17 protein-coding genes and 6 tRNA genes are annotated in these 19,746 nt (G+C 54.2%); 3 read left to right on the top strand and 20 right to left on the bottom strand.

Going from position 1 to position 19,746, the window contains the following annotated elements:
• Positions 1–130 precede the first annotated feature (130 nt).
• From nadD to leuS, 4 genes are read right to left on the bottom strand one after another with little or no spacing between them, the layout of a single operon-like run.
• Positions 131–763: a nicotinate-nucleotide adenylyltransferase gene (gene nadD / locus DPA2511_RS05610; RefSeq protein ID WP_035049473.1), complete on the bottom strand. Its 633-nt coding sequence runs from the start codon at positions 761–763 to the stop codon at positions 131–133.
• Positions 764–794: 31 nt separating this feature from the next.
• Entirely contained in the window at positions 795–1,826 is a 1,032-nt protein-coding gene (gene holA, locus DPA2511_RS05615) for a DNA polymerase III subunit delta (RefSeq protein WP_012764718.1), read from the bottom strand.
• Positions 1,823–2,371, bottom strand: coding sequence for an LPS assembly lipoprotein LptE (gene lptE, locus DPA2511_RS05620; protein WP_012764719.1), 549 nt, complete (start codon positions 2,369–2,371; stop codon positions 1,823–1,825). Before lptE ends, holA begins: the two co-directional genes overlap by 4 nt.
• A gap of 15 nt (positions 2,372–2,386) precedes the next feature.
• The gene (leuS, locus tag DPA2511_RS05625; protein WP_012764720.1) at positions 2,387–4,969 is read right to left on the bottom strand and encodes a leucine--tRNA ligase; all 2,583 of its coding nucleotides are present in this window, start codon (positions 4,967–4,969) and stop codon (positions 2,387–2,389) included.
• 307 nt (positions 4,970–5,276) lie between these two features.
• On the opposite strand from leuS, the gene DPA2511_RS05630 reads away from it, so the two are divergent.
• A complete protein-coding gene (locus tag DPA2511_RS05630; RefSeq protein ID WP_012764721.1) occupies positions 5,277–5,759 on the top strand; it encodes a zinc ribbon-containing protein in 483 nt (160 codons plus the stop codon).
• A gap of 148 nt (positions 5,760–5,907) precedes the next feature.
• Here DPA2511_RS05630 and DPA2511_RS05635 read toward each other — a convergent pair whose 3' ends face one another.
• The 9 genes from DPA2511_RS05635 to miaB all read right to left on the bottom strand — a co-directional run bounded on the left by DPA2511_RS05635 (position 5,908) and on the right by miaB (position 15,204).
• Positions 5,908–6,633 carry an amino acid ABC transporter ATP-binding protein gene (locus DPA2511_RS05635; RefSeq protein WP_012764722.1) on the bottom strand — a complete coding sequence of 242 codons (726 nt, stop codon included), beginning with the start codon at positions 6,631–6,633 and terminating at the stop codon, positions 5,908–5,910.
• Positions 6,633–7,307: a glutamate/aspartate ABC transporter permease GltK gene (gene gltK / locus DPA2511_RS05640; protein ID WP_012764723.1), complete on the bottom strand. Its 675-nt coding sequence runs from the start codon at positions 7,305–7,307 to the stop codon at positions 6,633–6,635. Before gltK ends, DPA2511_RS05635 begins: the two co-directional genes overlap by 1 nt.
• 2 nt (positions 7,308–7,309) lie before the next feature.
• Positions 7,310–8,050: an amino acid ABC transporter permease gene (locus DPA2511_RS05645; RefSeq protein ID WP_012764724.1), complete on the bottom strand. Its 741-nt coding sequence runs from the start codon at positions 8,048–8,050 to the stop codon at positions 7,310–7,312.
• Positions 8,051–8,213: 163 nt separating this feature from the next.
• A complete protein-coding gene (locus DPA2511_RS05650) occupies positions 8,214–9,110 on the bottom strand; it encodes a glutamate/aspartate ABC transporter substrate-binding protein (RefSeq protein ID WP_012764725.1) in 897 nt (298 codons plus the stop codon).
• A 380-nt stretch (positions 9,111–9,490) separates the two neighbouring features.
• Complete coding sequence (gene lnt / locus DPA2511_RS05655) at positions 9,491–11,026, bottom strand: apolipoprotein N-acyltransferase (RefSeq protein WP_012764726.1); 1,536 nt, start codon at positions 11,024–11,026, stop codon at positions 9,491–9,493.
• 7 nt (positions 11,027–11,033) lie between these two features.
• On the bottom strand, positions 11,034–11,903 hold the full coding sequence (gene corC / locus DPA2511_RS05660) for a CNNM family magnesium/cobalt transport protein CorC (protein ID WP_012764727.1): 870 nt from the start codon (positions 11,901–11,903) through the stop codon (positions 11,034–11,036).
• A gap of 118 nt (positions 11,904–12,021) precedes the next feature.
• The gene (ybeY, locus tag DPA2511_RS05665; RefSeq protein ID WP_012764728.1) at positions 12,022–12,507 is read right to left on the bottom strand and encodes an rRNA maturation RNase YbeY; all 486 of its coding nucleotides are present in this window, start codon (positions 12,505–12,507) and stop codon (positions 12,022–12,024) included.
• On the bottom strand, positions 12,504–13,559 hold the full coding sequence (locus tag DPA2511_RS05670; RefSeq protein ID WP_012764729.1) for a PhoH family protein: 1,056 nt from the start codon (positions 13,557–13,559) through the stop codon (positions 12,504–12,506). Before DPA2511_RS05670 ends, ybeY begins: the two co-directional genes overlap by 4 nt.
• A 220-nt stretch (positions 13,560–13,779) precedes the next feature.
• Positions 13,780–15,204 carry a tRNA (N6-isopentenyl adenosine(37)-C2)-methylthiotransferase MiaB gene (miaB, locus tag DPA2511_RS05675; protein ID WP_023638187.1) on the bottom strand — a complete coding sequence of 475 codons (1,425 nt, stop codon included), beginning with the start codon at positions 15,202–15,204 and terminating at the stop codon, positions 13,780–13,782.
• A gap of 204 nt (positions 15,205–15,408) precedes the next feature.
• Between miaB and ubiF the strand changes: the two genes are divergently transcribed.
• Entirely contained in the window at positions 15,409–16,575 is a 1,167-nt protein-coding gene (gene ubiF, locus DPA2511_RS05680; protein WP_012764731.1) for a 3-demethoxyubiquinol 3-hydroxylase, read from the top strand.
• A 126-nt stretch (positions 16,576–16,701) separates the two neighbouring features.
• Entirely contained in the window at positions 16,702–17,031 is a 330-nt protein-coding gene (locus DPA2511_RS05685; protein WP_012764732.1) for an SMR family transporter, read from the top strand.
• A gap of 180 nt (positions 17,032–17,211) precedes the next feature.
• On the opposite strand, the gene DPA2511_RS05690 is transcribed toward DPA2511_RS05685, so the two are convergent.
• From DPA2511_RS05690 to asnB, 7 genes are all read right to left on the bottom strand, one after another.
• Positions 17,212–17,286: transfer RNA gene (locus DPA2511_RS05690), tRNA-Gln, on the bottom strand.
• Between the two features lie 8 nt (positions 17,287–17,294).
• A tRNA-Met gene (locus tag DPA2511_RS05695) sits at positions 17,295–17,371 on the bottom strand.
• A gap of 44 nt (positions 17,372–17,415) precedes the next feature.
• Positions 17,416–17,490: transfer RNA gene (locus tag DPA2511_RS05700), tRNA-Gln, on the bottom strand.
• Positions 17,491–17,527: 37 nt separating this feature from the next.
• Positions 17,528–17,602: transfer RNA gene (locus DPA2511_RS05705), tRNA-Gln, on the bottom strand.
• 29 nt (positions 17,603–17,631) lie between these two features.
• A tRNA-Leu gene (locus DPA2511_RS05710) sits at positions 17,632–17,716 on the bottom strand.
• Between the two features lie 9 nt (positions 17,717–17,725).
• Positions 17,726–17,802, bottom strand: a tRNA-Met gene (locus tag DPA2511_RS05715).
• Positions 17,803–18,023: 221 nt separating this feature from the next.
• A complete protein-coding gene (gene asnB, locus DPA2511_RS05725) occupies positions 18,024–19,688 on the bottom strand; it encodes an asparagine synthase B (RefSeq protein ID WP_012764733.1) in 1,665 nt (554 codons plus the stop codon).
• Positions 19,689–19,746 lie beyond the last annotated feature (58 nt).

The following is a 19,746-nucleotide window of genomic DNA, read 5'->3' on the forward strand; positions in this document are numbered from 1 at the left end:
CCGGTTGAAACCGGTTGGCTGACGGTAATCAGGGCGTATGTCGTGACGGCGGTGCCGTTTGCTTTGCCTGGCGCCTGAAACCAGCGGCGGAGTATACCATGCACTGATAGTGAGTGGTACAAAGCCGTCGCTATCGGTAAAGACGGTGTGTGTCAATATAATTCAGTACGGCTGTGGGCAGCAGATCCTGGCAGTCGATCCCCTGCTGGCGCCGCTGGCGGATTTCGGTGGCCGAAATCGGCAACAACGGCGTGTTGGCCAGATAAATCAGCCCGTTGCTCTGCTGGTGCAGCCGGGAAACATCAGCGCAGAGGTGATAGGCCAGCCAGTGTTCCAACTCGGGGGTGTCCATTTGCTGGCGATAGCCCGGCCGGGCACAGACCAGTAAATGACAGCAATTCAGCAGATCCTGCCAGCGATGCCAACGGTGGAGTGTGAGCAGTGAGTCTTGCCCGATAATAAACGCCAGTGGAACCTGCCATCCTTTTTCTGCCCGCAGCATTTCCAGCGTGTCGATGGTATAGGACGGCAGGGTGCGATGTAGCTCGCGGTCATCCACCCGAAACAACGGATTATCTTGCACGGCCAGTTCGGCCATCCGTTTTCTTTGTGCCGGGCTGGCTTCCGGCTGTTCCCGGTGGGGCGGAACATTGTTCGGCAATAATACGATTTGATGCAGCCCAATCTCCTGGGCGAGCGCCGTTACCGGGCGCAAATGCCCGTAGTGAATGGGATCAAACGTGCCGCCGAAATAGGCGATCATCGGCTCTGAAGAAGGGGGGATCGACAACTCATTACACCTCTAGCAGGCTATCGGGCAGCGCTTTGCCGCAAAGCACCATCGTCAGTGTTTCCAGTTCTGCCCACACCGGCTGACCATAGTTCTGTTTCAGCGTGACTTCCAACTGTGCCAACAACGTCACTGCCTGCTGTAATTGCTGGAGCGACAGACGCTGTAACGCTTGAGTGATCAGGTTCCGGCGGTTCTGCCATACCTTGTGTCGGTCAAACAGCGTGCGCAGCGGCACGGTTGCCATCTGTCTTTTCAACTGTAGCAGCAGCAACAGTTCGCGCTGCACGGTGCGCAGCAGAATAACCGGTTCGCCGTCTTCTAACCGCAGTTGGTGAAGAATGTGCCAGGCGCGTTTGCTTTTCCCTGCCAGCAGCGCGTCGACCCAGTGGAACGGTGTAAAGTGGGCGGCATCGTTTACCGCCTGTTCCACGCGAGGCAGTGTCAGTTTTCCATCCGGATAAAGCAGCGTCAGCCGCTCCAGCGCCTGCACCAACGCCAGCAGGTTGCCTTCGTAGCAATAGCAGATGAGCTGACCGGCCGCGTCATCCAGTTCCAGCTTCATGGTTTTGGCTCGCTGTGCGACCCAGCGGGGGAGGTGTTCCTGCTCGGGAGACAAGCAGGGGACGTAAACGCCCTGTTCGGCGAGTGTCTTGAACCAGGCGCTATTTTCCTGGGCTTTGGAGAGCTTATTGCCTCGGATTATCAACAGAATATCCGGGTGTAGCAGACCGGCGAGCTTAATCAATTGCTCGCTCATAGCGGCTGTCGGGCCTGCATCGGGGAGATTCAACAACAGCGTCTGACGTGACGCGAATAAGCTGAGTGCCTGGCAGGTGGAAAAGACCGCATCCCAGTCGGTAGCGTTATCCAACACAAAACTGAAATGCTCCAGAAACTCCTGCTGTTGGGCGGCGGCCCGGATCTGATCCTGGCTTTCCTGCAACAGTAGCGGTTCGTTACCGCACAACAAATAACAACCGCGCAACCCCTCACGGAGCTGCGCGGCAAGTTGCTCAGGATAGAGACGAATCATGGTGCTTTGGGGGCGGCTGCCGTCGATTTATTCGCGAGTTTCGCATCCTGCCTTCCCTTGATGGAAGAGAGTTTGCGAACCAACTGTTGGGCAGCCTGATCGCGCATTTCCTGAATCACGATATCCTGCTCTGAATCTTTAGCCAGCGCGGCCAGCGGGTTGTCAAAGAAGGTGCGGAAAATCGTGACGTTGATGGGGTAAATGTCATCTCCCGGCATTAGCACCTGCATTTTCAACTCAAGGATAAACTGGTATTCAGCCGCCTTGCCATCCTGGAAAACGGACACCGCATTACGAGTGAGTGTTTCTCCCATATAGCGTAGCGACGGAATATCCTGCCGTTTGCTGTTTTCAACAATGGTGACATTGTTGAGGCGGAGTTGTTCACGAATAGCCCGTGTTATCGGGCCGTTCGGGTCGCCGCTATCCAGAATCAGCGTTTGCAACTGCGGCGGCACCTGGGTGGTGCCGCGCAGATGAAAACCGCATCCGGCGGTGATCAACACCGCCAGCCCCAGTAACAGCGTCAAAAGAGGGTTTCGCACATAGCCTCCTTGGCGTTAACCCACAACCAGGTTAAGCAGTTTGCCCGGAACGAAGATCACTTTGCGCACGGTGACGCCGTCCAGATATTTGGCAACCAGCGGTTCCTGCGCCGCACGGTCGCGCACCTGTTGTTCGGTAGCATCCGCCGCCACGGTAATTTTGCCGCGGACTTTACCGTTAACCTGCACGACCACCAGACGCGAGTCTTCGACCATCGCCTGTTCGTCCGCCACCGGCCAGGGCGCGCGATCGATGTCGCCTTCTCCCTGCAATTCATGCCACAGTGTGAAGCTGACGTGCGGCGTGAAGGGGTAAAGCATACGAACGACAGCCAGCAGGGTTTCCTGCGTCAGAGCGCGATCCTGTTCGGCGCCCTGTGGCGCTTTGGCCAGTTTGTTCATCAACTCCATGATGGCGGCGATAGCGGTGTTGAACGTCTGGCGACGCCCGATATCGTCAGTCACTTTGGCGATGGTTTTGTGCAGATCGCGGCGCAACGCCTTCTGATCGTCAGTCAGTTCAGCGATATTCAGCGGCTGGGTCGAACCCTTGGCGGTATGATCGTAAACCTGCTTCCAGACACGCTTCAGGAAACGGTTGGCGCCTTCGACGCCGGATTCTTGCCATTCCAGCGTCATTTCCGCCGGAGAAGCAAACATCATGAACAGACGAACGGTATCCGCGCCGTATTTTTCCACCATGACTTGTGGGTCGATACCGTTGTTTTTCGATTTCGACATTTTGCTCATGCCGGCATAAACCAGCTCACGGCCTTCCTGATCAAACGCCTTGACGATACGGCCCTTGTCGTCCCGTTCCACGGTAACGTCGACCGGCGATACCCAAATACGTTCGCCGTTGTCTCCCGTATAGAAGAAAGCATCCGCTAGAACCATTCCCTGACAGAGCAGGCGTTTAGCCGGTTCATTGGAGTTGACCAGACCTGCATCGCGCATCAGCTTGTGGAAAAAGCGGAAGTACATCAGGTGCATAATCGCGTGTTCGATACCGCCTACATACTGATCGACCGGCAACCAGTAATTGGCGGCGGCGGGATCCAGCATGCCCTGATCGTACTGTGGGCAGGTGTAGCGGGCGTAGTACCAGGACGACTCCATAAACGTATCGAAGGTATCGGTTTCGCGCAGCGCCGGTTGGCCGTTCACGGTGGTTTTCGCCCATTGCGGATCGGCTTTGATTGGGCTGGTGATGCCATCCATCGTCACGTCTTCCGGCAGAATGACCGGCAGTTGGTCTTCCGGCGTCGGCATAACGGTGCCGTCTTCCAGCGTTACCATCGGGATCGGCGCGCCCCAATAACGTTGACGGGATACGCCCCAGTCGCGCAGGCGGTAGTTCACTTTACGCGCACCAACCCCGAGTGATACCAGCTTATCGGCAATCGCGTTGAAGCCTGCTGCGTGATCCAACCCACTGAATTCGCCGGAGTTGAACAGTTGCCCTTTCTCCGTCATGGCCTGAGCGGAAAGATCCGGCTCACTGCCATCGGCGTTCAGAATGACCGGTTTGATCGGCAAATTGTATTTAGTGGCGAATTCCCAGTCGCGTTGGTCGTGGCCTGGAACAGCCATTACGGCACCGGTGCCGTAATCCATCAGGACGAAGTTGGCTGCCCATACCGGGAGTTTTTCACCTGTCAGTGGATGCACCACAAACAGGCCCGTCGCGATGCCTTTTTTCTCCATGGTGGCCATGTCAGCTTCGGCAACCTTGGTGTTACGGCACTCATCGACAAACGCACTCAATGCGGGATTATTGGCGGCAGCGCCCAATGCCAGCGGATGCGCAGCGGCGACGGCAACATAGGTGGCGCCGATAAAGGTATCCGGACGAGTGGTATACACAGTCAACGTGTCGGTGCTGTCTGTAACATCAAACGTGATTTCTACGCCTTCAGAACGCCCAATCCAGTTGCGCTGCATGGTCTTAACTTGTTCCGGCCAGCTTTCCAGCGTATCCAGATCGTTAAGCAGTTCTTCCGCATAAGCGGTAATTTTAACGAACCACTGCGGAATCTCTTTGCGCTCGACCTTGGTGTCGCAACGCCAACAGCAGCCGTCGATAACCTGTTCGTTGGCTAGCACGGTCTGATCGTTCGGGCACCAGTTCACCGCCGAGGTTTTTTTGTAGACCAGACCTTTTTCATACAGCTTGGTAAAGAACCACTGTTCCCAGCGATAGTATTCCGGGCGACAGGTGGTGACTTCGCGATCCCAGTCATAGCCGAAACCCAGCACTTTCAACTGGTTTTTCATGTATTCGATGTTGGCATAGGTCCAGGGAGCCGGCGCCGTATTGTTTTTCACCGCAGCGCCTTCGGCCGGTAGGCCGAAAGCATCCCAGCCGATGGGTTGAAGTACGTTTTTGCCCAACATGCGCTGATAGCGGGAGATCACGTCGCCGATGGTGTAGTTGCGGACGTGTCCCATGTGAAGGCGGCCAGAAGGATAAGGCAGCATGGAAAGGCAATAGTATTTTTCCTTGCCGGGTTCTTCGGTCACTTTAAAAGTTTGTTTTTCTTGCCAGTGAAGCTGGACGTGCGCTTCGATATCTTCTGGACGGTATTGCTCTTGCATGGCAGCCAGTGATCCTATAGTGAAAAATAGCTACGCCAGTAGCATGTTCTGTTGCATATCAAAAGATCCGCATAGCATAGCTGATAAGCGACTGGCTCAACAACCGATTGCGGTGCTCTGCCGTCGATTTCTGCCCGAATGTCCGGGGTTGCCGATGGATTCCCGGATTGGGAGGCGTATCGCGGCGATGGTGGAAAAATCGTCTAAAATAAAAAACATAGCGTCCGGCGATAGTCCCAGGATCCGCTGGTCAGATCCGTTCGGCGTAGGTGCCGACAATGCTGCGGTGAGCCGCTGAGGAGCCCTTATGAGCAAAGTCGCACGTTATTATCAGGAACTGATGTCGACCGTTACCGAGTGGTTGCGTCGTGGCGAACACGATATGGATACGCTGGTGCGCAATGCCCGTCAGACATTGCATGAGAGCAACGCGCTGACGCAAAAGGAAATCGAACAGGTGATGCAGGCGGTGCAACGGGATTTGGAGGAGTTCGCCCGCAGCTATGAGGAGAATCGCGAGGAGTTTTCCGGCAGTGTGTTCATGCGTGTGATTCGTGAAAGTCTGTGGCAGGAGCTGGCGGATATTACGGATAAGACCCAGCTTGAGTGGCGCGAAATGTTCAAGGATGTCACTCACCACGGCGTATACCATAGTGGGGAAGTTGTGGGGTTGGGCAATCTGGTGTGCGAACAGTGCCACCATCATTTGACGTTCTATACGCCGGAGATTTTGCCGCGTTGTCCGAAATGCGGTCATGATCAGTTCCAGCGTAAGCCATTTGGGCCCTGATGCTGCCGTCCATTTAAATGTTGGGGGGGAGCGATACCAGGAGAGCGCGTCGGTTAGCGTCCCACGCTCTGTGTTGCTCATTGATATTCAAATGTTGACTGGCGGACTATGCCGCCAGGTTTGTTTGTTTCGCCACGATGGGCGGATATCAGTGCAGGATCTTGGCGAGAAAATCCTTAGCGCGATCGGACTGAGGATTGCTGAAGAACTCTTCTTTGCGGGTGTCTTCAATGATTTTCCCTTCATCCATAAAGATGACGCGGTGTGCTACCTTGCGGGCAAATCCCATTTCGTGGGTGACGACCATCATGGTCATCCCCTCCTGCGCCAGCTCGACCATCACGTCCAGCACTTCGTTGATCATTTCCGGGTCGAGCGCGGAGGTTGGTTCGTCGAATAACATCGCAACCGGATCCATACAGAGTGCACGGGCAATCGCTACACGCTGTTGCTGGCCACCGGACAACTGGCCGGGGAATTTGTTGGCGTGGGCTGATAATCCAACGCGAGCAAGCAGTTTAAGCCCTTTTTCCCGTGCCGCGTCTTTTTCACGTTTCAACACCTTGACCTGTGCCAGCGTCAGGTTATCGACGATGGAGAGGTGGGGAAACAGCTCGAAATGCTGGAACACCATACCGACTCTGGATCGTAATTGGGCCAGATTGGTGCGTTTGTCGTTGACAAGGATGCCGTTGACCTCGATTTCTCCCTGCTGAATAGGTTCCAGGCCGTTCACGGTTTTGATCAACGTCGATTTTCCAGAGCCCGACGGTCCGCAGACTACCACGACTTCACCTTTCTGCACTTCGGTGGAGCAGTTAGTCAGTACCTGAAATTGACCATACCATTTAGAAACGTTTCTCAGGAAAATCATCAAACCGTCCTTCTTTTTAAATAATTAACCAGCATAGAGGCAGAGATGCTGATAACGAAATAAACCGCACCGGCAAACAGGATCATTTCTACCTGCGTGCCGTCGCGTTCACCAATCGTCGATGCCGTCCGGAAGAAGTCAGCCAGACTGAGCACATACACCAGCGAAGTATCCTGAAACAGCACAATACCCTGCGTTAATAATAGCGGGATCATCGCGCGGAATGCTTGAGGCAGGATGACCAGTTGCATCGATTGCCAATGAGTCATGCCCAGCGCGAGCGCGGCGGACGCCTGACCTCGGGAGATACTCTGAATGCCGGCGCGGATAATTTCAGAATAATAGGCTGCCTCAAACAGCGAGAAGGCTACCATAGCCGATACCAGGCGGATATCTGTTTTCGGGGAAAGCCCAAGCACGTTTTGTAAGAAGCTTGGAACGATAAGATAAAACCACAGCAGCACCATCACCAATGGGATAGAACGGAATAAATTGACATAAATCCTGGCAAACCAACTGACCGGTTTTACCGGTGACAAGCGCATAACGGCCAGTACAGTGCCCCAGACAATCCCAATGACCACGGCGGTCAGCGTGATTTTGAGCGTGACGCCCATGCCTTGCATCAGATAAGGCAGACTGGGCGGAATGGAACTCCAGTCGAATTGATACATGATTATTTACTCCCCAGATTACCCGGCAGGCGGGTTTTCCGTTCCACTATCTGCATGATCAGCATGATGATGGCGTTGACGCCGATATAGGCCAGCGTGATTGCCGAGAAGGACTCATAGGCGTGTGCAGAATAATCCAGTAGCTTGCCTGCCTGTGCCGCCATATCCATCAACCCAATAGTTGATGCGATCGCAGAGTTTTTAACCAGATTGAGCATCTCGGATGTGAGTGGAGGAATAACGACGCGATATGCATTAGGCAGCAGTACATGACGATAGGTTTGCGGCAGCGTCAGCCCCAGGGCGAGTCCGGCTGCTCTCTGGCCACGCGGCAGCGACTGGATACCGGCTCGTACCTGTTCGCAGACGCGGGCTGCGGTGAACATACCAAGGCACAGCATGGAAGAAACGAAGAACTGGATATTGGGATCCAGTTCAGCTTTGAACCACATTCCCAGTTTGGTTGGCAGCAATTCGGGCACCACCAAATACCAACTAAAGAATTGAACAATCAGCGGCACGTTGCGAAACAGTTCGACGTAACAGGTGCCGATACCGGCGATCAACCGATGCGGCACGGTACGCATGATGCCCAGCAGCGAACCCAGCAGAAATGCGATGATCCAGGCGCATATGGAAAGGGCGACAGTGACCTGCAGGCCGGAAATCAGCCATCCCAGGTAGGTCGTGTTTCCGAAAGGGGCGGATTGCAGGAAGATCCCCCAGTTCCAATCTATTGACATAACACACTCCGGTAAAAAAAGGGTAGCGTTCGCTACCCTGAAGATTGATGAGTGGCTTATAGGGTCGCAGGGTGGGGAACGACCACCCTGCGCCTGTCTGTCTTGCCACGAATCAGCAATCAGAAGGCAGAATGACTGCCTTTTATAGTCATTATTAATCCGGTTACAGCGCCTTATCGTTAGGTGCTTTGAACAGTGCTTTCATGTCGTCGGACAGTACATAGTTCAGGTTGAGATTTTTAGGAGGAATGGGCTGGGTGAACCAGTGCTCATACCATTTCACCGCTTCGCCGGAGGTTTGCGCCTGGGCGATGGTGTCGTCCACCAGTTTCTTGAACTCAGGATCGTTCTTGCGCAGCATGCAACCGTAGGCTTCGTGTGACTGCGGTGTGCCGACAATCACCCATTCATCCGGGTTTTTGGCCTTGGCGCGTTCGCCAGCCAGCAGCGCGTCATCCATCATAAAGGCGACGGCGCGACCGCTTTCCAGCGTGCGGAATGAATCGCCATGGTCTTTGGCGCTGATGATGCGCAGATTCATTTTCTTCTCTTCATTCATCTTGTTCAGCAAGATTTCCGACGTTGTGCCGGATGTGACCACTACGGCCTTACCGTTTAGATCGCTGAAATCTTTGATGTCAGAGCCTTTTTTGGTCAACAGACGAGTGCCGATGACGAAGATGGTATTGGAGAAGGCAGCCTGCTGCTGACGCTCCAGGTTGTTGGTGGTTGAACCACATTCCAGATCAAAGGTACCGTTCTGCAACAGCGGAATCCGGTTCTGCGAGGTAATGGGGATCAGTTTTACCTGCAGATTGGGGGCGTTGACGGCCTTCTTGACGGCTTCAACAATCTTGTCGGAATAATCCTGTGAATAGCCGACAACCTTCTGCTGATTATCGTAGTAGGAGAATGGCACGGAAGATTCGCGATGGCCGATAACGATAACGCCGCTATCTTTGACTTTCTGCAACGTGGGGATCGGTTTTTCTTCTGCATGAACCACAGTGGTTGCTATGCCTGCCAGCAGCAGTGACAGTGCCAGTTGACGCAATTGCATGTTCTAACTCCTTTGCTGTTCTCGTGATGCGGCATTGTTCATGGCGCTTTTATCTTACAGAGGCTCGCTCGATGCACCGCTAAAGAGCAAATAAAACGCTGTCATATAAAAAATAGCGGATTGTAAATATATTGAAACGGTGATGTTTGCTTTTTGTGAGATGTTCCGCACCAAATGGCAGCAATAAAAGCACAAGGCACAAAATTGGTGCGTCATGCGCTCCGAATTTGTGCGAGGCCAGTGTGAGCAGCCCCGGAAAAGCGCGATATCAACCGTTTCATAGCGTTGTTTACGATTAGTATTAGCAATTTTTATGCCAAAAATGAAACAAGGCATGTATCAACATGCCTTGCGGTCGAGCGGAAGATAGTGAGTACGATTTAGCGGCGGCGCAAACGGTATACCACTGCACTGATGCCGAGCAGTAATTCCAGGAGCCATCGCGGCAGTGCGCCGAAACGTGCATAAGGCGTCAGCCCGGTAGCGGGCACCACTGTTGTTTCCAACACTGAACGTTCGAACTGCGGCAGGCTGGCGGCGATATTGCCATCAGGCGTGATCACCGCAGTAATACCGTTGTTGGTACTGCGTAACAGCGGGCGGCCCAATTCCAGCGCCCGCATCCGGGCCATCTGAAAATGCTGCCATGGCCCGATGGATTTGCCGAACCAGGCATCATTGGACACCGTCAGCAGCATATCGGTATCGTTGCGGAAGTTATCGCGCACCTGCTGTCCCAAAATGACTTCATAACAGATGGTCGCGGTCAGCCGATAGCCATTAACGACCAGCTGAGGTTGCAGATAATCCCCACGGCTGAACGAGGACATCGGCAGATCGAAAAAGGGCGCCAGCGGCCGCAACAATGTTTCCAGCGGAACGAATTCGCCAAAGGGAACCAGATGATGCTTGCTGTAGCGGTTAACCGTAGGATAACGGTAGGGCTGAGTATCGCCGAGCACAATCACGCTGTTGTAAAAGCGGCTATTGGCGGAATCTGCGGTGCGACGCGCATCGACAATCCCGGTAATCAGGCTGCTGTGCCGTTCGCGCAAGGCGTTATCCACCAGGTGGAGATATTCTTGTTCGCGCGTTTCCACGTCCGGTATGGCGGATTCAGGCCAGATGATAATCGGTGTTTTCCCCATATAGGGCAGACTGTCGTCAAGATAGATTTTCAGCGTATTCAGGAGTTCGTTGGGATCCCACTTCAATGCTTGTGCGATATTGCCTTGTACCAGTGCGACCTTCACCGCGCGGTCTGGTTGCAGTTTGAACCATTCCACCGAACGCAGCGGCCACGGCAACAGCAATATGGCGGCGGCGGCCAGCAATGGTTTCCAGCTGCGTTGCGCGATAGCCAGAACCAACAGGCCACTGATGCCGAATAGCAGCAGATTGATGGTTTCCACGCCGGCTACCGGTGCGATACCTTTCAGCGGGCCATCAATCTGGCTGTAGCCGAATTGCAACCAGGGGAAACCGGTCAGTACCCAGCCGCGCAGCCATTCCGTCAACTGCCAGACTACCGGCGCGGCGATAACCAGCCGCCAGACGTTTGCTTCAGGCCAGACTTTGCTCAGTGTCGCGGCGAACAGCATTGGATAGAGCGACAAATACAGCGCCAGCAGAATCACCAGCCCGATATTGACCGGGCCGGGCATACCGCCAAAATCGGCGATGCTGTAGTAGACCCAATGAATACCGGTGCCGAACAGGCCAAATCCCCAGGTGAATCCCAGCAGTGCTGCCTGGCGCACGTTGCGGCCCAACGTAAGCCCCTGCAATCCGATCAGGGATACGATCGCGGCGGGCCAAAAATCGTAAGGAGAAAATGCCAGCGTGCCGCAGGCTCCAGATAAAAGCGCCAGCAGGAGGCGAACCCGCTGGCGTTGCAATAATGCAGCTTTCGTCATGAATGACTCAGTCTTCCAGTTGCGGTTGTGAAATATCGTCAGGGATCCTGACGTGAACCTGAATGATACGGCGGCTGTCCGCCATGGCCACTTTGAACAGATAACCACCGATGTCAATGGTCTCCCCCCGGGCCGGCAGGTGGCCGAACGCCTGCATCACCAGGCCGCCGATAGTATCCACTTCTTCATCGCTAAAATTCGTGCCGAAAATTTCGTTGAAATCTTCAATCGGCGTCAGAGCGCGGACGGTATAGGTTTGTCGGTTGAGCTGACGGATATCGCGATCATCTTCATCATCGTACTCGTCTTCAATCTCGCCCACGATCAGCTCCAGAATATCCTCTATCGTCACCAGACCGGATACGCCGCCAAATTCGTCAATCACTAACGCCATGTGGTAACGCATGGAGCGGAATTCGTTCAGCATACGATCGACCCGCTTGCTTTCCGGCACCACGACAGCAGGGCGCAACACCTTGTCCATACTGAAGGGCTCGGAATCGCTGCGCATAAACGGCAGCAGATCCTTGGCCATCAGGATGCCTTCAATATGATCTTTGTCTTCGCTGATCACCGGAAAACGCGAGTGCGCCGACTCGATGATGACGTCCAGACACTCTTCCAGCGTCTGATTATGTTTGAGGGTGATCATTTGCGAGCGGGGGATCATGATGTCGCGCACCCGCTGTTCGGCGATATCCATGACGCCTTCCAGCATGTCGCGGATTTCCGGATCGAACTGTTCGGAGTCGCGAATCAGGCCGATAAGATCATCACGATCTTTGGGTTCGCTATGAAATAGCTGATTGAGAACAAGAGAAAAGAATCCCTTTTTGGGACTGGGGCTATCGCTGTTTGAAGAATGGTCGTCGCTCATGGCGTATCAGTTTTTGTCTCGCTATTGGATAGTGATAGCCAGCACGGCGCCGGAACAATGGTTGCGATTCCGGGCCGCCGCTGGCGTATGCCGTCAATGGTGTATCTGACGTTATGTCTCAGGGCCGGTCGTCAGCATTTTCCTTTTCTGACAGATAGGGATCCGCGTACCCCATGCCCTGCATGATTTCCGTTTCCAGCGCTTCCATCTCTTCGGCTTCGCTGTCTTCGATATGGTCATACCCTAGCAGATGCAGACAGCCGTGGACAACCATGTGCGCCCAATGCTCCTCAGTGGTCTTTTCCTGCTCGGCCGCTTCCTGCTCTACCACCTGGCGGCAGATGATCAGGTCGCCCAGCAACGGCAGTTCGACTTCCGGCGGCGCTTCAAAGGGAAACGACAGCACGTTGGTGGGTTTGTCTTTGCCCCGGTAGGTAAGGTTGAGATGATGGCTCTCTTCTTCATCCACCAGGCGAACGGTGACTTCCGCCACCTCCTGAAACTGCGGTAAAACCGCCTCTAACCACCGCTGGAATGTGCTTTCGGCCGGAAGACCGTCCTGGTTCGCACAGGCAATTTGCAAATCAAGGATAACCTGGCTCATTTCTGCTCCTGAACAGCAGCCGCCTGTGCGTCGCGTTTACGTTGTTCCGCCAGTGCATCACGACGCTTCTGGTCGGCGCTCTCCCAAGCTTCATAAGCATTGACGATTCTTGCTACAACCGGATGACGAACCACGTCTTCGCTGTGGAAGAAGTTGAAACTGATCTCTTCCACGTCCGATAACACCTCTATGGCGTGGCGCAAACCGGATTTCTGGTTGCGCGGCAGGTCGATCTGGGTGACGTCGCCGGTAATGACTGCTTTCGAGTTGAAACCGATGCGGGTCAGGAACATTTTCATCTGCTCGATGGTGGTGTTCTGGCTTTCATCCAGAATGATGAACGCATCATTGAGCGTGCGTCCACGCATGTAAGCCAGCGGCGCGACTTCAATCACATTGCGTTCGATCAGTTTTTCAACCCGCTCGAATCCCAGCATTTCGAACAGCGCGTCATAGAGCGGTCGCAGGTAAGGATCGACTTTCTGGCTTAGATCGCCGGGCAGGAAGCCCAGTTTTTCACCGGCTTCTACCGCCGGGCGGGTGAGCAGAATGCGGCGGATGTCCTGACGTTCAAGCGCATCGACGGCCGCGGCGACCGCCAGATAGGTTTTGCCGGTCCCTGCCGGGCCGATGCCGAATGTGATGTCGTGGTCGAGAATATGGGCGATGTACTGCGCCTGATTAGGGGTTCGGGGTTTGATAATGCCGCGTTTGGTCTTGATATTGACGGCTTTGCCGTATTCGGGAACGCTGTCGGCGGTTTGCTCCAGTACCCGCGATTCCTTGATGGCCAGGTGGATGTGTTCCGGATCGATATCGGGAATGGCGCCGTGCGCCGGTGCGGTATCAACGTACAGATTTTTCAGGATATCTACCGCAGCCTGAATACAGAGATCTTTTCCTACCAGTTTGAAGTGATTATCGCGCCGGTTGATTTCGATACCGAGGCGACGTTCCAACTGTTTGATATTGTCGTCAAACGGGCCGCACAGACTGAGCAGACGCTTATTGTCTGCGGGTTCGAGGGCAAGCTCTTTTATCGTTACGTTCAAATTAATCCTCTTGGTTTTCTACCCGGTACATGGATGCTGTGCGGTGACAGCGGTTCCGTCCTGCTGTTCAGGATAACGAGATATTGCTGATTATTTATCGTGAATACGGCAGGGTGCAAGTGACATTCGGAATAACGGGGGGCTGGGTGGGATATTGGGGCGTGTTTAGCGGTATGGCGAGCGCAACGGGCGGGGCGGCCCGACCGTTGCGTTGTGGCGCTTACGGTTGATAAATACCGACGCCGATTTCATTTTCTTTACGGGTTCGCGCCATCACATCGGTGGGGGATTCGATGACGCGCAAGTCCATCTGGTCTTCGGTGCGCACTACAATACCGCGCAGCGAGTTGGGATAGACATCGACGATCTCCACGTCGACGAATTTGCCAATCATGTCCGGCGAACCTTCGAAGTTGACCACCCGGTTGTTTTCGGTGCGGCCGGAAAGCTCCATCACGTTCTTGCGCGACGGGCCTTCAACCAGAATACGTTGCACGGTGCCTTGCATTCTGCGGCTGTATTGCATGGCCTGCTGACTGATGCGTTCTTGCAGGATATACAGGCGCTGTTTCTTTTCCTCTTCGCAAACGTCATCCACCATGTCCGCCGCAGGGGTGCCGGGACGTGGCGAATAAATGAAGCTGAAACTCATGTCGAAATTGACGTCGGCAATCAGCTTCATGGTCTGCTCGAAATCTTCCTGCGTTTCGCCGGGGAAGCCGACGATGAAATCCGAACTGATTTGGATATCCGGCCGCACCTTGCGCAACTTGCGGATGATGGCCTTGTATTCGAGCGCGGTATGGCGGCGTTTCATCATGGTCAGCACGCGATCGGAACCGCTTTGCACCGGCAGATGCAGAAAACTGACCAACTCCGGCGTGTCTTCATATACACCGATAATATCGTCAGTGAATTCAATGGGATGACTGGTAGTAAAACGAATTCGGTCGATGCCGTCGATAGCGGCGACCAGTCGCAGCAGGTCGGCAAAGCTGCAGATTTCCCCATCGTAGGTTTCGCCGCGGTAGGCGTTGACGTTCTGGCCGAGCAGGTTGACTTCGCGTACTCCTTGCTCCGCCAACTGTGCAATTTCATACAGGATGTCATCGCAAGGACGGCTGACTTCTTCACCACGGGTATAAGGCACGACGCAGAACGTACAGTATTTATTACAGCCTTCCATGATGGAGACGAACGCCGTCGGGCCTTCGGCACGGGGTTCTGGCAACCGGTCGAATTTCTCGATTTCCGGGAAACTGATATCGACTATCGGGCTATGGGTGCCCTGTACATGGTTGATCATTTCAGGCAGACGATGCAGTGTCTGCGGCCCGAAAATGACGTCGACATAGTGCGCGCGTTCGCGGATATGCTCCCCTTCCTGAGAGGCTACGCAACCACCGACGCCGATGATGAGCTCAGGATTGAGGTCTTTCAGGCTTTTCCAGCGGCCAAGCTGATGAAAGACTTTTTCCTGCGCCTTTTCACGGATCGAACAGGTGTTCAGCAGTAGAACGTCGGCTTCTTCCGCGACTTCGGTCAACTGGTAACCATGCGTACTTTCCAGTAAGTCGGCTATCTTGGATGAATCGTATTCGTTCATCTGACAGCCCCAGGTTTTAATATGCAGTTTTTTTGTCATCGTCATCGACTAGCCTAGCCATTACTCAGTGCGGGTAAATACGCTTTACCTTTTGCGGGCGCGTATTGTAATCCTTTGCCGGCGTTGTGACCAGTATGTGAAAAGCGATGCTTTTCTGAAAAAAGCGCATCGAAATCCAGTAGACTGTTTCCCCTAATTTTTCTGCCGGGCAGGCGGAGAGGACAGAGAAGTAATGGGGCTCTTATGCACTATGATGCAGTGATCGTCGGCGGAGGTATGGTAGGCGCCGCCGTGGCGTTGGGACTGGCGCAGAACGGTTTTCAGGTCGCCGTCGTCGAGCAAGAAAGCCCGTCGCCGTTTGAACCGCAACAAGCACCGGATATTCGTGTGTCGGCCATTGGCTGCGCATCGGTGGCGCTGTTGCAACGGTTGGGGGTCTGGCCGCGCGTGGAACGGATGCGCAGTGCGCCATATCGGCGTCTGGAAACCTGGGAATGGGACAACGCGCAGGTTCGGTTCGACGCCGGCGATATCGGCCTTTCCGAACTGGGATTCATGGTGGAAAACCGGGTGCTGCAACTGGCCCTGTGGCAGGCATTACAGGAGACGGCGGGCGTTACGCTGTTATGCCCGTGGCAGCCGGACGGTATGCGTTATGCCGATGGCTGCTGGCATCTATCTGCCAGGAATGGCGAAACGATTGAGGCCGCATTGATTATTGGTGCCGATGGCGCTAACTCCCATATCCGGCAGTGGGCTGGGATCGGCATTACCGGCTGGCAATACCGGCAATCCTGCATGCTGATTAGCGCCAGGACGAACGGCACCCAACAGGATGTTACCTGGCAGCAGTTTACGCCCTCGGGGCCGCGTGCTTTCTTGCCGTTGTTTGATGGTTGGTGTTCGCTGGTGTGGTATGACAGTCCGCAGCGTATTCGCCAACTACAATCCATGCCGTTGGCGCAGTTGAACAGGGCCATCGCGGATACGTTTCCTTCCCGTTTGGGGGCGGTCGAAGCGGTAGCCGCCGGTTCATTTCCTTTGGTTCGCCGTCATGCCCAGCGCTATGTACAACCCGGACTGGCCTTGGTGGGCGATGCTGCGCATACCATTAATCCGTTGGCGGGGCAGGGGGTGAATCTGGGGTACCGGGATGCAGAAGTATTGCTGGATGTTGTGGTCGAGGCGCGGGATAGAGGGGAGGCGTGGTATTCGGAATCGGTTCTTTGGCGCTATCAGCAACGGCGCAAAGGGGACAATTTGCTGATGCAAAGCGGAATGGATCTGTTTTACGGCGCGTTCAGCAACCGGATCCCGCCGTTGGTTTTCGCCCGTAATATGGCGTTGATGGCGGCGCAACGTGCCGGGAAACTGAAACAACAAGCGCTGCGTTATGCCTTGGGGCTGTAGCGCTGCCAGGCGTGTCGGCCAGGTGTGTTTGGCGCTCTGGCACGCAAGACGAGCGGTGTTTTATCATGCTCGCCCGCCAGGGCGTCCATGACATCATCATATTGTGAAACCGGAGTAATAAGTTTGATGACGTATTTATTTTTATGTCTGGCTATCGTTTCAGAAGTCATTGCCACTACGGCGCTGAAATTATCCGACAGTTTTACCCGTCCGTTACCCAGCTTTATTACTATTGTGTTCTACATTGTGGCGTTTTATAGCCTGACGATCCCTATGCGCACACTGCCCACCGGGGTGATTTATGCGATTTGGTCTGGCGCAGGTATTGTGTTGATAACGGGGGTTAGCTGGGGAATTTACGGCCAGCGCCTGGATTTACCGGCTATTCTTGGCATGCTGTTGATTGTTATTGGTGTAGTCGTAGTCAATGTGTTTTCTAAATCGGTAGTTCACTGAATTTGCCGTAGGCGTAGACTGCTGATTATCTGGCATCTGGTAAAATAGCCGTCGCATTGAGAATGACTGAACGCTTAAAACAGATCAGCATAAATTATCAGGATAAAACGCTGGTGTGAGTCAACGCTATTCAGGACGGATCAATAACAAGAAAAAAGCCCGCGATAGCGGGCTTTCATATGGCTGGGGTACGAGGATTCGAACCTCGGGATGGCGGAATCAGAATCCGCTGCCTTACCGCTTGGCGATACCCCAATTTTAAATGGTGGCTACGACGGGAATCGAACCTGTGACCCCAGCATTATGAGTGCTGTGCTCTAACCAGCTGAGCTACGTAGCCATTTGTTCTTTTATCGGAAGAGTGGCTCTTCACGACGAAATAGTTGGCTGGGGTACGAGGATTCGAACCTCGGGATGGCGGAATCAGAATCCGCTGCCTTACCGCTTGGCGATACCCCAACTGGGCGCACATGCTAGATGTGTCTGACTTAATTTATGGCTGGGGTACCAGGATTCGAACCTGGGGATGGCGGGATCAAAACCCGCTGCCTTACCGCTTGGCGATACCCCAATAAAATCTTCCTACGCCGGTGAGGATAATGGTGCGGGAGGCGAGACTTGAACTCGCACACCTTGCGGCGCCAGAACCTAAATCTGGTGCGTCTACCAATTTCGCCACTCCCGCAAGAAAAGATGGTGGCTACGACGGGAATCGAACCTGTGACCCCAGCATTATGAGTGCTGTGCTCTAACCAGCTGAGCTACGTAGCCATCTTTTCCGCGTCACCTTCATCGGCGTTGCGGGGCGCATTATGCTGAGTTGGCCTTTTGGCGTCAACACATTTTTTCCCGAAAACGGGCCGTGGCGCGCTGTTTGTCTGGCTTATGAACAGTCTGGTGAGAAAAGCGACAAAAAGCCGTCTTTTTACGGTGTTACATAAGAAAAACGGGCCGTTGCCGACCCGTTTTTCTGTCTGCGAGACGCTGATGCGTTACTGATAGGCGGACTGGTGAACACCTACTGCGCGACCAGAGGGATCGTCCATCTTTTTGAAGGATTCATCCCACTCGATAGCCTTGGCAGAAGAGCAGGCGACAGACGGGCCACCGGGCACACATTCCGCGGCACTGGGTACCGGAAACAGTTCTTCAAAGATTTCACGGTACAGGTACGCTTCCTTAGAGGTCGGCGTGTTGTACGGGAAGCGGAAATGCGCCGTTTCCATTTGCTGATCGGAAACCTGTTTAGCGGCAACTTCCTTCAGCGAGTCGATCCAGCTGTAACCCACGCCGTCTGAAAATTGTTCTTTTTGACGCCATGCCACGCTGTGAGGCAGATAAGACTCAAAACATTCGCGCAGGATATGTTTTTCCATCTTGCCATTGCCGCACATTTTGTCTTTGGGGTTGATGCGCATGGCGACATCCAGGAACTTTTTGTCCAGGAACGGTACGCGAGCTTCCACGCCCCAAGCCGACATCGCCTTGTTGGCGCGCGCGCAGTCATACTGATGCAGCGCCAGCAGTTTGCGTACTGTTTCCTCATGAAGTTCTTTGGCGTTGGGCGCTTTGTGGAAATAGAGGTAGCCGCCGAATACTTCATCGGAGCCTTCGCCGGAAAGCACCATTTTGATACCCATCGCTTTGATTTTCCGTGACATCAGGTACATCGGCGTGGAAGCGCGGATAGTGGTGACGTCGTAAGTCTCGATGTGATAAATCACATCACGGATAGCATCCAGACCTTCCTGTACGGTGAAGTTGATTTCATGATGCACCGTGCCCAGATGGTCGGCGACTTCCTTGGCGGCTTTGAGATCCGGCGCGCCTTTCAGACCGACGGCGAAGGAGTGTAATTGCGGCCACCAGGCTTCGCTGCGCTCGTCATCTTCCACGCGGCGGGCGGCGAATTTCTTGGTGATGGCGGAAATGACGGAGGAGTCCAGGCCGCCGGACAACAGTACACCGTAAGGTACGTCGGACATCAGGTGGCTTTTGACGGATTCTTCCAGGGCTTCGCGCAGTGCGTCGGCGTCGGTCACGTTGTCTTTAACGTTATCGTAGTCAAACCAGTCGCGACGGTAATATTCGCGAATTTCGCCATCTTTGCTCCACAGATAGCTGCCCGCCGGGAATTCTTTAATGGTACGGCATACCGGCACCAGCGCTTTCATTTCCGACGCCACGTAGAAGTTGCCGTGTTCATCGTATCCCATATACAGCGGGATGATGCCCAGATGGTCACGACCGATCAGATAGGCGTCTTTTTCGCTGTCATACAGGGCAAATGCGAACATTCCGCGCAGTTCATCCAGAAACTCCGGGCCTTTTTCCTGGTACAGCGCCAGAATCACTTCGCAGTCCGAGCCTGTCTGAAATTCGTAGCGGTCGCCGTATTGCTGACGCAGCGCCTGGTGGTTATAGATTTCACCGTTAACGGCCAGAATGTGGGTGTGCGCCAGGTTGTAGAGCGGTTGGGCGCCGGTGTTGACGTCCACGATGGAAAGGCGTTCATGAGCCAGAATAGCGTTGTCGCTGGCATAAATGCCGGACCAGTCCGGGCCGCGATGGCGCATCAGACGGGACAATTCCAGCGCTTTCTTACGCAATTCAACCGGATCGGTTTTCAGATCAAGCACACCAAAAATAGAACACATATAAAGAGGCTCCCTCGTTCACTTGCGATGGTGAAATACAGTCAAATGGATGCAACGG

The sequence above is a fragment of the Musicola paradisiaca NCPPB 2511 genome, assembly GCF_000400505.1.
Classification (GTDB): domain Bacteria; phylum Pseudomonadota; class Gammaproteobacteria; order Enterobacterales; family Enterobacteriaceae; genus Musicola; species Musicola paradisiaca.